Consider the following 15,002-nt stretch of genomic DNA (forward strand, 5'->3'; position numbering starts at 1 on the left):
CCTGTTGCCCGCCGCTGCGGCATGCCGGCGGGCCGCCGAACCGCATCCTCCGAAAGAGGGTGCGCAAAAGGGGGATTCATTCAGCCTTCGGTAAGGAATGAACCGCATGATTGTCGCGATGTAACCATTTCACGGCGTCGAGTTGTCCGTGCCCACTGCCACCACACCGACTGTCTCGTCCGTGTCCTTCTTTCGGCCCGACCAACTGGCCGAGGTGCTGGACCGGCACGCCCGCTGGATCAAGGGCCAGCCGGGCGGCGTCCGCGCCAACCTCGCCATGGCCGATCTGGAGGGGGCGGACCTGTCGCAGCGCGACCTGCGCGGCGCCCGTCTGGTGGGCGCGCGGCTGGCACGCGGGCGGCTGAACGGCACCAATCTGGCCGGCGCCGACCTCTTCGGCGTCGATCTGCGCGATGCCGACATCAGCCGGGCCAACCTGATGCAGACCGACCTGCGCGGCGCCCGTCTGCGCTCGGCCGATTTCTCCAACGCCAACCTCAAGGGCGCCGACCTGCGCGCGGGCACGCTGGAGCCGGGCGGCACCGCGCGGCGCGGCAACGGCCCCGATGCGCAGGACGCCGAGAGCGCCCGCCAGATCCACAAGGCCGCACTCGCCCGTCTCCAGAACGGCATGACGGCGGAGGGTGGCATTCCCACCGACCTTACCGGCGCGGTGCTGCGCGGCGCCAACCTCTCCGACGCTGACCTCAGCGGTGCGGTGCTGCAGAACGCCGACCTGTCGGGGGCGGTGCTGACCGGGGCGGACCTGACCGGCACGCGGCTGAACGGCGCCAACCTGTCGGGGGCGGCGCTGGACGGCACCCGGTTCGACCATGCCGACATGGTCGGGACGCGGATGGCCGACTGCGACCTGTCGACCACCCGGATCACCAGCGCGCAGATGACCCGCCCCATCGACAGCATGGGGTCGGAAATCCAGCGCGCCATCTTCGACCATGAACGCTGGATCGACAGCTTCGGCCAGCGCGGCCAGCGGGCCGATCTGGACGGCACCGACCTCAGCCGCGCCGACCTGCGCAACGTCAACCTCAGTGCCGCCTCGCTGCGCGGGGCCAACCTGTCGGCTGCGGCGCTGACCGGTGCGCGGCTGATGATGACCGACCTGTCCGGTGCCAATCTGGAGGGCGCCAACCTGATGGGCGCCGATCTGTCCGGCGCCAACCTCAGTTATGCCGTGCTGACCGGTGCCGACCTGACGCGGGTGCGGCTGGGTCCGGCGGCGATCAAGGACCCTTCGGGTCGTCCCACCGGCCGCTCCTGGGCCGCCAACCTGATGGGAGCCGATATGCGTGGCGCCCTGCTGGTCGGCACCTGTCTGGTGCAGGCGAATCTGTCCGACGCCAACCTCGACAGCGCCGATCTGGATGGTGCCGATCTTGCCGGCGCCAAGCTCCAGCGTGCCATGCTCCCCGGCCGCCCGCCCCGCCGGGGGTAGGGCATTCTCCGCTCCGGGCAACCGCCGCAACCCGTTTACGGCAGGATGATCATTACCGTGGTGCCGACTCCCGGCGTGCTGTCCAGGGTAAGGGTGCCGCCATGCGCCTCGACGAAGCGGCGGGCCAGCGGCAGACCCAGGCCGGTGCCGGCCTCCGCCTTGGTCAGGTAGTTGTGGATCTGACGGAACGGCTCCATCGCGATCACCAGTTCGTCCGCGTTCATGCCGACGCCGGTGTCGGCGATCACGATGACGGCACCGGTGCCGCCGGGGCCTGGGCCGGCCTGCACCCGCACCGTGCCGCCGGACGGGGTGAACTTGACGGCGTTGGACAGGACGTTCAGCACCGCCTGACGCAGGCGGACGCCATCCACCGTGACCTGCAGATCGGGGGCGATGGCGCCACTGGTCAGAACCACGCCTTTGCGCATGGCCAGCGCCTCCATCAGCCCCATGCAGTCCTCCAGCAGGTCGCTCAGGGTCACGCTGGTAGGGAACAGCTCCAGCCGGCCAGCCTCGATCTTGGCCATGTCCAGCAGTTCGTTGACCAGATCCAGCAGATGGCGCCCGGACTGGTGGATGGCGCTCAGATATTCGACATGCTTGGGCGGGGCGGGGCCGAAGATGCCGGACATCAGCGCTTCGGCGAAGCCGATGATCGCGTTCAGCGGTGTGCGCAGCTCGTGGCTCATGTTGGCCAGGAAGTCGCTCTTGGCCCGGTTCGCCGCCTCGGCATGTTCCTTTTCCGACTCCAGCCGGCGGCGCTGTTCGATCAGCACGGCTTCGCGGGCGCGGCGGACCTCCTCCTCGGCGCTGCTGCGGCGGCGGTAGGCGCGCGACACCAGCAAAGCCAGCATCAGCGTCGCCGCACAGGCGGCCGCCGCACCACCGATCACCGTCATCCGGGTGGCGTTCAGCTTCTGCTGCACGGTGGAGGACGGCACGCCCAGCACCACCGCCCAGCCGGTTTCGGGGGACCGGTGGATGACCGAGTGGACCTCTACCCCATCCCTGTTATGGCCGACGAACATGCGGTTGCTGCCGGACCGGACCCGCGTCTCCATCGACGCATAGACCTTCTGGCCCAGATAGGCGGCTGCATCGCGCGAGCGGGCGGCAATCAGCATGGTCGGATCGATCACGGTGACCGTCCATTCCGGCGGGGTATCGCGGGTCCGCAGCGCGCTGGCCAACCCCTCCAGCCCAAGCGCCAGCGACAGCACATAACGCACCCGGTCGGTCTGGCGCGTCGGGTCGAATTGGATGATCGGTGCCCGCAGGACCAGTGACGGCCGGCCCGGCGGACCGCCGGGCGGCAGCACCCCGCCGATCGTCGCGCGGCGGCTTTCGATGACGCGGCGGGTGATCTCGTCCAGCCGGGGGGGCGGCAACGGCTGGACGCCCAGCGGGTAATGGGTGTGGAAGACGAAGCGCCCGGTATCGGCATCGATCATTCCCATCGCCAGCCAGCCGGGCTGGCTGTGGGTGGCGGTTGTCGTCTCCTGGTACAGGGTGGGCAGATCATTGGCATTGGGCTGGAGCAGCGAGGCCAGCAGTTCCAGCGGCCGCAGCTGGCTCGCCAGTTCGCGGTCGACCGCCAGCGACAACGACTGCGCCACCGATTGCAGCGCGTCCTCCATCTCGGCTTGGTCGCGGGTGTCGAGCTGCCAGACCAAAATGGCGCCGAACAGCAACAGAGGCGCGGTCACGGCCAAGCCGATGGCAAGGATTGAACTGGGTAGATGGAACCTCAACCGATGATGCTCCATGCCGCCGGGCAATGTCCACGGGAGTGGCAAAAATGGATTAATGCGGGGCCGGTTGGGATTCCAGGCGCCCCCTTCATCCTCCGGGGTTTCCCCCTGTCGGGAGACACAATCATGACGCTCCGGTCAGCAACCGCGTCAACTCCACCGCCGTCTTCACCCGCATCTTCTCGAACACATGGCTGCGGTGGACCTCCACCGTGCGCATGCTGATGCCTAGCTCATCGGCGATCACCTTGTTCAGCCGGCCGGCGACGACCAGTTCCATCACCTGCCGCTCACGCTGGGTCAGGGTGGCCAGCCGGGCGGTCAGTCCGGCTTGGCCGGCTTCGCGCTCGCGCTGTTCGGCGTCGAAGGCCAGCGCATCGATCACCCGGTCGACCAGTTCGTTGTCGTTGAAGGGCTTTTCCACGAAATCGCGGGCACCTTTCTTCAAGGCGCCGACGGCGATCGGCACGTCGCCGTGGCCGGTCAGGAAGATCACCGGCATGCGGCATCCCTTGGACAGCAGCCGGTCGAACAGCTCAAGACCACTCATCCCCTCCATGCGGATGTCCAGCAGAAGGCAGCCAGTGGTGTCCGGCCGCCACGCCTCCAGGAAGGATTCGGCCGACGGCCAGCCCGCCACCGGAACATTGCGTGACTGGAACAGCCAGCCGAGCGCGTCGCGGATGGCCTCGTCGTCGTCGACGATGTGGAGCGTGGTCATTCGGCAGCCTCGGCACTGTGGTCGGGAATCGAGTTGGTCTTCTGGTCCGGCGTATGGGCATGAACGGGCAGGGTGAACAGGAAGCGGGTGCCGGGCACGGCTTCCGGACCGCCTCCCTCTGCCTCTCCCTCTGCCGTCGCCGTCTCGAACCACAGCCGGCCGCGGTGGTGTTCGACGATGGAGCGGCAGATGTTCAGGCCCATGCCCATACCTTCGCGCTTGGTGGTGAAGAAAGGGGAAAACAGGCGGTCGGCCACCTCGGGCGCGATGCCGCAGCCATGGTCGCGGATCTCCGTCAGCAGCAGGCGTCCACCCTCCTCGCCATTTTCGCCGCCCGTCTGGCGGACGGTGACGGTCAGGCGGCGGCCGGGGCGGGGGGTGCGCGCCATCGCCTCGATGCCGTTGCGCATCAGGTTCAGCACCACCTGTTGCAGCAGGATGCGGTCGCCGGTGACCAGCGGCAGGTCGGCCGGGGCGTCCAGTTCCACCCGCACGCCCAGCCGCGCGGCGTCGCTGCCGGCCAGCCCGACGCAGTCCTCCAGCACCTCCGCCAGCGAACAGGGGGCCACTTTCGGGTCACGCTTGCGCACGAAGTCGTGGATGCGGCGCACCACCAGCCCGGCCCGCTTGGCCTGGGCGGCCAGCTTCTCCAGCGCCGCCGCCACCTCTTGCGTGTCGCAGCGGTCGGAGCGCAGCCGGTTCAGGCAGCCGGTGCAATAGCTGGCGATGGCCGACAGCGGCTGGTTCAGCTCATGCGCCAGGGTGGAAGCCATCTCGCCCATGGTGATCAGGCGGGACGTCTGTTGCAGCCGCTCCTGCTGCTGGCGGGCCAGTTCTTCGGCGCGCTTGCGCTCGGTGATGTCGAGGACGGAGCCCATCCAGCCGGTCTGCCGGCCGTTGGCGTCGATCAGCGGAGCTTCGTAGATCAGGGCCTCGAACCGTTCGCCGTTGGCGCGCCGGAACCGCATCTCCAGCCCGCTTTCCGGCGCCCGGCCGGCCAGCACGTCCTGCAAGGCGGCCTCGGCCTGGTCGATCTCCTCCGGCAGCCAGTAGGGCATCGGCGGGCCGCGCCCGACCAGCTCCTCGGCCTCCAGCCCGACCATCCGGCAGAAGGCCGGGTTCACGTAGGTGATGCGCCCGTCCAGGTCGCGGGCGCGCATGCCCACGGTCAGGCTGTCCTCCATCGCCTTGCGGAAGGCATGCTCCTCGCGCAGGGCCTCCTCGGCGCGCAGGCGGCCGGCGATGTGTCGGCGCAGGGACCACAGGCTCCACAGCGCCGATCCGGTCAGTGCGAAGATCGCCGCCACCAGAACCGTGCGAGTGACGTTGGAGTCGGTGGGGTAGGCGGTGGCGACCAGCGCCAGCCCATGGCCGGGCGGATCGAACGGGATGACGTGGCTGCGTGCCGGGTCGGGCGCCGGCCCCGCCCCTGACCCTGTTGCCGATCCAGGGACCGACATCCGCGATTTCGACCCCAGCACCGTGCCCGTCGCGTCGATCACCTCCAGCTGGTAGCGCTGGGCGAACCACCAGGGAACATGGTGGGTCAGCATCGCCTCGAACGAGAAGACGCCGACCAGCGCACCGGCATAGACCCCGTCGCGGAACAGTGGGAAGGCGGCGTCGAAGCCGCGGTCGGTGGCATCGATCCGATAGGGTGCGCCATAGGCCCGCAAGCCGGTGGAACGGGCAATGCGCACCGCATCGTCGCGGGGCGTTCCATCGGGACTGCCCCCTTCCGCGTCAGCGCCCTCTGCTCCGCCGTTCCCCGGCCGATCTTTCCCGGTCAGCGGCGGCTCGGCCAGCAGGGTGCGTCCCTGGGCGTCCAGCCACAGCACCCGTTCGATCGCCGGGTTGGTGTTCACCACCAGCCGCGCCATCGCGGCGAACTGCCGCAGGTCCACCTCGGTCCGGCCCAGCGCCTCGGCCAGCCTTTCCAGCTTGTCCTCGTCCGACGCCAGCTGGAAGTGCAGGTTCTGCTCGATCCACAGCGCGTCCTTGATCAGGGCCAGCGCCTCCTCCTCGCGCTCGTTGCGCTGCAACAGCCACAGGAAGGCACCCAGCAGCACGACGACCAGCGCCATCGCCACCACCGGCATGGCATGCGGTACCGCGCGCCCGATGCGGGCGGTGGAACCGGACTGACGGGGCGGATTCGGCATCGGGTTGGACACGAAAGTGTGGGGACGGGGAATGGCGGCACCGGACGAAAGTGGGATGGGCCGACTCTGCGGATATCCACAATAGCCGCAATTCATCCGATCATGAACAATGCGCAACAAGTACGGGGCCGAACATTCCGTCCCGTCGACAATGAATACCAGAGGGGGACGCACCTATGAAACTCGTGAAGCTCCTGTGCGCGGCGGCGGTCGGCTGCATGATGTCGGCGCCGATGGCCATTTCGACGGCCTGGGCCCAGGACCAGATCGTCATCAAGTTCAGCCACGTCGTCGCGCCGGAGACGCCGAAGGGCAAGGGTGCCGAGAAGTTCAAGGAACTGGCCGAGAAGCTGACCGCCGGCAAGGTCAAGATCGAGGTCTATCCGAACAGCCAGCTCTACAAGGACAAGGAAGAGCTTGAGGCGCTTCAGCTGGGCGCCGTGCAGATGCTGGCCCCGTCGCTGGCCAAGTTCGGTCCACTGGGCGCCAAGGAATTCGAGGTCTTCGACCTGCCCTACATCTTCCCCAGCAAGGAAGTGCTCCAGCGCGTCACCAAGGGCGAGATCGGCAAGAGCCTGTTCAAGAAGCTGGAGTCCAAGGGCATCATCGGCCTGGCCTATTGGGACAACGGCTTCAAGATCATGAGCGCCAACAAGCCGCTCATCAAGCCGGAGGACGTGAAGGGCCTGAAGATGCGCATCCAGTCGTCCAAGGTGCTGGACGCCCAGATGCGTGCGCTGGGCGCCCTGCCGCAGGTGATGGCCTTCTCCGAAGTGTACCAGGCGCTGCAGACCGGCGTCGTCGACGGCACGGAGAACCCGCCGTCCAACATGTACACCCAGAAGATGCACGAGGTGCAGAAGAACGCCACCCTGACCGACCACGGCTATCTCGGCTATGCGGTCATCGTGAACAAGAAGTTCTGGGAAGGCCTGCCGGCGGACGTCCGCGGCAAGCTGGAAGAGGCGATGAAGGAGGCGACCGACTACGCCAACGACATCGCCCAGAACGAGAACGACGTCGCGCTGGCCCAGATGAAGGCGTCCGGCAAGACCGAGTTCCATACCCAGACCAAGGAAGAGCGCGAAGCCTGGATCAAGGCGCTGAAGCCGGTCCACAAGGACGCCGAATCCCGCGTCGGCAAGGATCTGATCGAAGCGATCTACAAGGAATCGGCGGCGGCCGGCTTCAAGATGTAAGGGCTTGCGGGCGGGTGGCTATTCCCTCTCCCTCTGGGGAGAGGGTCAGGGTGAGGGGCAGCACAGGCTTACGCCTGTGCTGCCCCTCACCCTCCCCACCGCTACGCGGCAGGTCCCCTCCCTCTCCCCGGGGGAGAGAGGGCTGGTCGCGGTTGCAGAATGTATGTGAATCCAGACCATCTCCGCCGACCGGGAGATCCCCCGACATGTTCATGAGAATACTCGACCGCCTTGAGGAGACGCTGATCGCGTCGCTCATGGCCGGGGCGACGCTTGTCATCTTCGCGTCCGTCGTCCACCGCTATTTCTCCAGCGTTCCCTACATCCAGGACTATGTGCTGCACTGGAACCTCGCCTGGGCGCAGGAGCTGTGCATCTACATGTTCGTGTGGATGGCCAAGTTCGGTGCCGCCTATGGCGTGCGCACCGGCATCCATGTGGGCGTCGACGTCATCATCAACCGGATGGAGCCGCACCTGCGTGCCAAGTTCGTGCTGTTCGGGCTGGGCGCCGGCGCGCTGTTCACCTTCATCGTCGGGTCGCTCGGCGCCCGCTTCGTCTACCACATCTCCGAGACCGAGCAGGTGTCGGCCGATCTGGAATGGCCGATGTGGATCATCTATCTGGCGGTGCCGCTCGGCTCCTACCTGATGTGCTTCCGCTTCCTTCAGGTCGCCTGGAATTTCGTCCGCACCGGCGAACTGCCCCACCACGACCATGCCCAGGTCGACGGCATCGACCCGGTCGAAGCCGCCAAGGAAGGAGGCCCGGCATGAACGCCGCCATCATCTTCGGGCTTCTGCTGGCCCTCATGCTCACCGGCATGCCGATCTCGATCTCGCTCGGCCTGACCGTTCTGTCCTTCCTGTTCTTCATGACCGACGTGCCGATCGACGCGGTGGCGCTGAAGCTGTTCACCGGCATCGAAAAGTTCGAGATCATGGCGATCCCGTTCTTCATCCTGGCCGGCAACTTCCTGACCCACGGCGGTGTGGCGCGCCGCATGATCAACTTCGCCACCTCCATGGTCGGCCATTGGCACGGCGGCCTGGGTCTGGCCGGCGTCATGGCCTGCGCCCTGTTCGCGGCGGTATCGGGGTCCAGCCCGGCGACGGTGGTCGCCATCGGCTCGATCATCCTGCCGGCCATGGTGGCGCAGGGCTTCCCGAAGAATTTCGGCGCCGGCATCATCACCACCTCGGGCGCGCTCGGCATCCTGATCCCGCCGTCCATCGTCATGGTGATGTACTGCGTCGCCACCACCGGCCATCCGCAGGCCGCCTCCATCGGCCAGATGTTCATCGCCGGCGTGGTGCCGGGCATCCTGCTGGCCTGCTTCCTCGGCTTCACCACCTGGTTCCGCGCCCGCAAGTTCGGCTATCCCCGCCTGCCCAAGGCGAGCTTCGCCCAGCGCATGCATGCCCTGCGCGAGAGCTTCTGGGGCCTGCTGCTGATCATCGTGGTGATGGGCGGCATCTACAGCGGCATCTTCACCCCGACCGAGGCGGCGGCGATGGCCGCGGTCTATGCCTTCTTCGTCGCCGTCTTCATCTACAAGGACATGCCGCTCAGCCGCGTGCCGAAGGTGCTGCTGGACAGCGCCAGCATGTCGGCGATGCTGCTCTACATCATCACCAACGCGGTGCTCTTCTCCTTCCTGATGACGTCGGAGCAGATCCCGCAGAACATGGCGGCCTGGATCCTCGACCAGAACATGGGCGTGTGGGTCTTCCTGCTGGTGGTGAACATCATCCTGCTGGCCGCCGGCAACTTCATGGAGCCGTCGTCCATCGTCCTGATCATGGCGCCCATCCTGTTCCCGGTCGCCATGAAGCTGGGCATCGATCCGGTGCATTTCGGCATCCTGATCATCGTCAACATGGAAGTCGGCATGTGCCACCCGCCGGTGGGCCTGAACCTCTACGTCGCGTCGGGCATCACCAAGATGGGCATCACCGAACTGACGGTGGCGGTGTGGCCGTGGCTGCTGACGATGCTGATCTTCCTCGGTCTCGTCACCTATGTCCCGGCAATCACCCTGTGGTTCCCGCGCATGCTGGGTTTCATGTAAAGCCACAAGTCGCCAGGGGATTTCCCGGTTAAAGCAGCGGGGCCGCGAAGTCCGGATAAGGGACTTCGCGGCCCCTTCGCTTGTGCGGGTGTCATTATTGTACCCATACATTGTTGCGCATTGATGCGGGCGCGCGGCCGGGCCTAAACTTGCGGCAATCCCGCCGCCAGCCAGACCAGAGGTTAGCCTTGTCGGCCCAGTTCCTGCCCACCGCCTGTCCGCACGATTGCCCCAGCACCTGTGCCTTGGAGGTGGAACGCCTCGCCCCCGACCGTATCGGCAAGGTGCGCGGCGCGGCGGAGAACAGCTACACCGCCGGCGTCATCTGCGCGAAGGTTAGCCGCTATGCCGAGCGGGTACACTCGCCGGACCGGCTGAAGACCCCGCTGCTGCGCAGCGGCCCCAAGGGCTCCGGCCAGTGGAAGGAAATCGGCTGGGACGAGGCGCTGGACCGCATCGCCGACGCTTTCCTGACCGCCGAGCGCACCTACGGCCCCGAAGCCGTCTGGCCCTATTTCTACGCCGGCACCATGGGTCTGGTGCAGCGCGGCGGCATCCAGCGCCTGCGCCACGCCAAGGGCTATTCGCGCCAGACCAGCACGGTGTGCGACACGCCGGCCAACATGGGCTGGCTCGCCGGCTATGGCGACATCCGCGGCGCCGACCCGCGCGAGATGGCGGAAAGCGACCTGATCGTCAACTGGGGCGGCAACCCGGTGGCGACCCAGGTCAACGTCATGACCCATGTCAGTCGCGCCCGGAAGGGCCGTGGCGCCAAGCTGGTCACCATCGACCCTTACCGCACCGGCACGGCCGAGGTTTCCGACCTGCACCTGATGCTGCGGCCGGGCACCGACGGGGCGCTGGCCTGCGCTGTGATGCATGTGCTGTTCCGCGACGGTCACGCCGACCGCGCCTATCTGGATCGCCTCGCCGCCGGCACCGACCGGCTGGTGGCGCATCTCGCCACCCGTACGCCGGAATGGGCAGCTGCGATCACTGGCCTGACGGTGCAGGAGATCGAGGAATTCGCCCGCCTCTACGGCACCACCAAGCGGTCCTACCTGCGCGTCGGCTACGGGCTGTCGCGCGCCCACAACGGGGCCGCCCAGGTCCATGCCGTCTCCTGCCTGCCGGTGGTCACCGGTTCCTGGCAGCACAAGGGCGGTGGCGCGCTCTACTGCTCGTCCGGCATCTACAAGCTGGACAGGACCCTGTCGGAGGGGCTGGACCGCCTCGACAAGTCGGTGCGCAGCTTCGACCAGTCGCGCATCGGCGCGGTGCTGACCGGCGACCCGCGCGACCTGACCAGCGGCCCGCCGGTGACGGCGATGCTGATCCAGAACACCAACCCGGTGACGATCTGCCCGGATTCCAACCGCGTTCGTCAGGGCTTCCTGCGCGACGATCTGTTCGTCGCCGTGCATGAGCAGTTCATGACCGACACGGCCAGGCTGGCCGATCTGGTGATCCCCGCCACCACCTTCCTGGAGCATGACGACATCTATCGCGGCGGCGGCCAGATGCACATCCTGATCGGCCGCAAGGTGATCGAGCCGCAATTCGAGGCGCGCGAGAACCACTGGGTGATCAGCGAACTCGCCCGCCGCGTCGGTGCCGAGCATCCCGGCTTCGGCATGACCGCGCTCGAGATCATCGACGCCATGCTGAAGGCATCCGATCTCGGCGACGCGGCGACACTGACCGCCGACCGCTGGATCGACGCCCAACCGGATTTCGAGACCTCGCATTTCCTCAACGGCTTCGCCCATCCGGACAGCAAGTTCCGCTTCGCCCCCGACTGGGCGGCGCTTGGCCCCTATGGCGGCATGCCGGAACTGCCCGACCATATGCCTCCCGCCCGCGACGCCGATGCCGAGCATCCGTTCCGCCTCGTCACCGCTCCGGCGCGCCAGTTCCTCAACACCTCCTTCACCGAGACGCTGACCGCACAGCGTCGCGAAGGCCGACCCACCGCGCTGATCCACCCGGACGATGCGACGGGGCTGGGTCTGGCCGACGGCGACGCGGTGCGGCTGGGCAACCCGCAGGGCAGCGTGGTGGTCCATGCCAAATCCTTTGCCGGCGTACCGCGCGGCGTGGTGATCGTCGAAGGCATCTGGCCGAACGGCGCCTTCGTCGAGGGTATCGGCATCAACAGCCTGACCTCGCCGGAGCCGGTGCCGCCGGCCGGCGGTGCGGCGTTCCATGATACGGCGGTGTGGATGCGGGCGGCGTAAGCCCCCGCACTCTCATCCCACCCCTGCCTATGCCCATCGTGCGCCGCGCGTCCATCTCTGCTATGGCTGTGCCCCCATCCCAGAGAGACCGTGCAGCACCGCCATGACCGAAGCCGCCGCCTTCCTCAACGTCGCCAACTCCCTGTCCGGCAAGCGCTGGCAGGCGCGGCCCTGCGACGAGCGGCAGGCGCAGGCTCTCACCCAGGGGCGTGGGCTGCCGGAGATCGTCGGCCGGGTGCTGGCCGCCCGCGGCGTCACCGACGAGACCTGCGACACCTTCCTGAACCCGACGCTGAAGGCCCTGCTGCCCGATCCCTCGCGCTTCCGCGACATGGACCCGGCGGCCGAACGCATCGCGCAGGCCATCCGCGACGGCGAGCCGGTGGCGGTCTTCGGCGACTATGACGTCGACGGCGCCACCTCCGCGGCCTTGCTGCGCCGCTTCTTCCGCGCGCTCGGCGCCGACATCCGCGTCTATGTCCCCGACCGCATCAAGGAAGGCTACGGCCCCAACGCCCCGGCACTGCTTCGTCTGAAAGGGGAGGGAGTGCGGCTGGTGGTGACGGTCGATTGCGGCATCTCCGCCTTCGCCGCCCTGGAAACCGCCGCCGAGGCCGGGCTGGATGTCGTCGTGCTCGACCACCATGCCGCCGAACCGCGCCTGCCGCCCGCCGTCGCCCTGGTAAACCCGAACCGGCTGGACGAGGACGGCGCCTACCGCACGCTCTGCGCCGCCGGGGTCACCTTCATCACCATCGTCGCCGTCAACCGCGCGCTGCGGACAACCGGATTCTACCGCGATCGGCCGGAACCCAACCTGATGGAATGGCTCGACATCGTGGCTCTGGGCACGGTGTGTGACGTGGTGCCCTTGACCGGCCTCAACCGCGCGCTGGTGGCGCAGGGGCTGAAGGTGATGGCCCGCCGTGCCAACCCTGGCCTCGCCGCCCTGTCCGACGTGGCAGGGGTGAAGGAGAAGCCGGACGCCTACCACGCCGGCTATGTCCTCGGCCCGCGTGTCAATGCCGGCGGCCGGGTCGGCGCGTCAGACCTTGGTGCCCGCCTGCTCTCCACCGACGATCCGGTCGAGGCGATGGAACTGGCCCAGCGGCTGGAAGGCCACAACGCCGAACGCCGCACCATTGAGCAGGCGGTCCTCGACGAGGCGCTGGAGCGTGTCGCCGCCGAGGCCGGGCGGGAAACCGATCTGGTCTTCGTTACCGGCGCCGGTTGGCACCCCGGCGTCATCGGCATTGTCGCCGCCCGGCTGAAGGAGCGCTACAGCCGCCCGGCCTGCGTCGTCGCCCTGGAGGAAACCGCCGACGGCACCGTCATCGGCAAGGCGTCCGGCCGTTCGGTGCGCGGTGTCGATCTCGGCGCCGCCGTGATCGCCGCCCGGCAGGAGGGGCTGCTGCTGGCCGGTGGTGGCCATCGCATGGCCGCCGGCTTCACCGTGGCCGGCGACAAGATCGATGCGTTGCGCGACTTCCTGCACCGCCGCATCTCCGAACAGGTGGCGTCCGCCCCGCTGGTGCCGACGCTGGAACTGGACGGCGCCCTATCGGTCGGCGGCGCCAGTGTCGGTCTGGTGACGATGCTCGACAAGCTCGGCCCTTACGGCACCGGCAACTCCGAACCGCGCTTCGCCATCACCGACGCCCGCGTCGTGCGTGCCGACGTGGTGGGCGCCAACCATGTCCGCTGCATCCTGCAAGGCAATGACGGCGCCCGGCTGAAGGCCATCGCCTTCCGCGCGCTCGACAGCGACATGGGCCAAGCCCTGCTGACCGGCCGCGGCACCCCGTTTCACCTCGCCGGTGTACTGCGCATCGACCGCTGGAATGGCTCGGAAGGCGTCCAACTGCTGATCGACGACGCCGCACCCGCGCGCTCGGCGTAGGGTGTCCAACGGTTCTGCGGGTCGGGGCGCAAAAAAGTACTGCTGGATGCGAAAAAGCGCTTGCGCTCTCAGGCTGCGATCTTTAGAAAGCGCGTCACCGCGAACGACGTCCCCGTCGTCTAGAGGCCTAGGACACCGCCCTTTCACGGCGGCGACACGGGTTCGACTCCCGTCGGGGACGCCACCTTCTCCAAGGTGCGCGACAAGCTTAGAAAGGCCCGGCTGCATAGCCGGGCCTTTTGCTTTTGGCGGAATTTGTGCCCGGCGATTGCCCGCCGGTCCTGTTTCGCCCATCCTGATTTTTCCGGCCGCAGCAGAGCTGACCGCTATGACCGTCCCGAACCTCGTCACCCCCGCCATCCCCCTCAGCGTCGCCCCGATGATGGACTGGACCGACCGGCATTGCCGGTACTTCCACCGTCTTCTGTCGCGCTCGACGCTGCTCTATACCGAGATGGTGACCACCGGCGCCGTGCTGCATGGCGACCGCGAGCGGTTGCTGGGCTTCGATGCGGCGGAACATCCGGTGGCGCTCCAGCTCGGCGGGTCGGACCCGGCGGACCTCGCCGCCTGCGCCCGTATCGCCGAGGAATGGGGCTATGACGAGGTCAACCTGAACGTCGGCTGCCCGAGCGACCGTGTGCAGTCCGGCCGCTTCGGCGCCTGCCTGATGGCGGAGCCCGATCTGGTGGCGCGGCTGGTCGGCGCCATGCGCGAGGCGGTGTCGATCCCCGTCACCGTCAAGTCGCGCATCGCCATCGACGAGATGGAGGAATGGCCGACGCTCGACCACTTCATCCGCACCGTTTCCGCCGCCGGCTGCACCCACTTCATCGTCCATGCCCGCAAGGCGTGGCTGAAGGGCCTCAGCCCCAAGGAGAACCGGGACATCCCGCCGCTGCGCTACGACCTCGTCCACCGGCTGAAGGCGGAATACCCGCAGCTGACCGTCGCCATCAACGGTGGCATCCGCACGTTGGACGAGGCGGAAGAGCATCTGGACAAGCTCGACAGCGTGATGATCGGCCGCGCCGCCTACGAGACTCCCTATCTGCTGGCCGACGCCGACCGCCGGCTGATGGGCGGGGAGCCCGGCCCCGACCGCCATGCGGTGATCGACGCCATGCTGCCCTACATCGAGGCGCGCATGGCGTTGGGCACGCCGCTGTCGGCCATCACCCGCCACATGCTTGGTCTGTTCCAAGGTCTGCCCGGCGCCCGTGCCTACCGCCGCCACATCGCCGAGAACGCCCACCGCCCCGGCGCCGGTCCGGAGGTGCTGGAACGTGCCGCTTCTCTGGTGCGCGGCCGCGGCGCGGGCGAGCCAGTGGAGGAGGCGGCGTAGGAAGTGCGGTTCGGATTGAACACTGAGCACCCCCCGGAAAACCGTTTCATGGTGTTTCAGACGTTTCATCCGAAGCCGCCTACCGCCCCAACCGGACGGAATATGCGCCGTGCGTCCCGCACCGCTTGCGTGCGGGCGGGCACCTCGCTAACTA

General features: G+C 67.8%; 10 protein-coding genes and 1 tRNA gene. 8 read left to right on the forward strand and 3 right to left on the reverse strand.

The window, feature by feature from the left end:
- Positions 1–181 precede the first annotated feature (181 nt).
- Positions 182–1,456: a pentapeptide repeat-containing protein gene (locus J2848_RS01320; RefSeq protein WP_246193759.1), complete on the forward strand. Its 1,275-nt coding sequence runs from the start codon at positions 182–184 to the stop codon at positions 1,454–1,456.
- Positions 1,457–1,491: 35 nt separating this feature from the next.
- Here the strand turns inward: J2848_RS01320 and J2848_RS01325 are convergent, their stop codons facing one another.
- From J2848_RS01325 to J2848_RS01335, 3 genes are all read right to left on the reverse strand, one after another.
- Positions 1,492–3,165, reverse strand: coding sequence for a sensor histidine kinase (locus tag J2848_RS01325; RefSeq protein ID WP_246193760.1), 1,674 nt, complete (start codon positions 3,163–3,165; stop codon positions 1,492–1,494).
- A gap of 169 nt (positions 3,166–3,334) precedes the next feature.
- Positions 3,335–3,931, reverse strand: a complete 597-nt coding sequence (locus J2848_RS01330; protein WP_149230673.1) for a response regulator transcription factor — start codon at positions 3,929–3,931, stop codon at positions 3,335–3,337.
- The gene (locus J2848_RS01335; protein WP_149230674.1) at positions 3,928–6,093 is read right to left on the reverse strand and encodes a two-component system sensor histidine kinase NtrB; all 2,166 of its coding nucleotides are present in this window, start codon (positions 6,091–6,093) and stop codon (positions 3,928–3,930) included. Before J2848_RS01335 ends, J2848_RS01330 begins: the two co-directional genes overlap by 4 nt.
- A gap of 176 nt (positions 6,094–6,269) precedes the next feature.
- Between J2848_RS01335 and J2848_RS01340 the strand changes: the two genes are divergently transcribed.
- The 7 genes from J2848_RS01340 (at position 6,270) to dusA (ending at position 14,848) form a co-directional block, all read left to right on the forward strand.
- On the forward strand, positions 6,270–7,292 hold the full coding sequence (locus J2848_RS01340; protein ID WP_149230675.1) for a TRAP transporter substrate-binding protein: 1,023 nt from the start codon (positions 6,270–6,272) through the stop codon (positions 7,290–7,292).
- Positions 7,293–7,498: 206 nt separating this feature from the next.
- Positions 7,499–8,068, forward strand: a complete 570-nt coding sequence (locus tag J2848_RS01345) for a TRAP transporter small permease (protein ID WP_211103079.1) — start codon at positions 7,499–7,501, stop codon at positions 8,066–8,068.
- Positions 8,065–9,363, forward strand: coding sequence for a TRAP transporter large permease (locus tag J2848_RS01350; protein WP_149230676.1), 1,299 nt, complete (start codon positions 8,065–8,067; stop codon positions 9,361–9,363). Before J2848_RS01345 ends, J2848_RS01350 begins: the two co-directional genes overlap by 4 nt.
- A 188-nt stretch (positions 9,364–9,551) precedes the next feature.
- The gene (locus tag J2848_RS01355) at positions 9,552–11,603 is read left to right on the forward strand and encodes a molybdopterin oxidoreductase family protein (RefSeq protein ID WP_149230677.1); all 2,052 of its coding nucleotides are present in this window, start codon (positions 9,552–9,554) and stop codon (positions 11,601–11,603) included.
- A 103-nt stretch (positions 11,604–11,706) separates the two neighbouring features.
- A complete protein-coding gene (gene recJ / locus J2848_RS01360; RefSeq protein ID WP_149230678.1) occupies positions 11,707–13,503 on the forward strand; it encodes a single-stranded-DNA-specific exonuclease RecJ in 1,797 nt (598 codons plus the stop codon).
- A 108-nt stretch (positions 13,504–13,611) separates the two neighbouring features.
- A tRNA-Glu gene (locus J2848_RS01365) sits at positions 13,612–13,687 on the forward strand.
- Between the two features lie 144 nt (positions 13,688–13,831).
- Complete coding sequence (gene dusA, locus J2848_RS01370) at positions 13,832–14,848, forward strand: tRNA dihydrouridine(20/20a) synthase DusA (RefSeq protein ID WP_149230679.1); 1,017 nt, start codon at positions 13,832–13,834, stop codon at positions 14,846–14,848.
- Positions 14,849–15,002 lie beyond the last annotated feature (154 nt).

It is taken from the genome of Azospirillum lipoferum, from assembly GCF_024170005.1.
GTDB classification, from domain to species: domain Bacteria; phylum Pseudomonadota; class Alphaproteobacteria; order Azospirillales; family Azospirillaceae; genus Azospirillum; species Azospirillum lipoferum.

What these genes read in the sequence shown, in the direction of transcription:
- dusA (WP_149230679.1), top strand. Translation starts at nt 13,832, where the DNA reads ATGACCGTCCCGAACCTCGTCACCCCCGCCATCCCCCTCAGCGTCGCC.
- J2848_RS01350 (WP_149230676.1), top strand. Translation starts at nt 8,065, where the DNA reads ATGAACGCCGCCATCATCTTCGGGCTTCTGCTGGCCCTCATGCTCACC.
- J2848_RS01345 (WP_211103079.1), top strand. Translation starts at nt 7,499, where the DNA reads ATGTTCATGAGAATACTCGACCGCCTTGAGGAGACGCTGATCGCGTCG.
- J2848_RS01330 (WP_149230673.1), bottom strand. Translation starts at nt 3,931, where the DNA reads ATGACCACGCTCCACATCGTCGACGACGACGAGGCCATCCGCGACGCG.
- recJ (WP_149230678.1), top strand. Translation starts at nt 11,707, where the DNA reads ATGACCGAAGCCGCCGCCTTCCTCAACGTCGCCAACTCCCTGTCCGGC.
- J2848_RS01335 (WP_149230674.1), bottom strand. Translation starts at nt 6,093, where the DNA reads ATGCCGAATCCGCCCCGTCAGTCCGGTTCCACCGCCCGCATCGGGCGC.
- J2848_RS01340 (WP_149230675.1), top strand. Translation starts at nt 6,270, where the DNA reads ATGAAACTCGTGAAGCTCCTGTGCGCGGCGGCGGTCGGCTGCATGATG.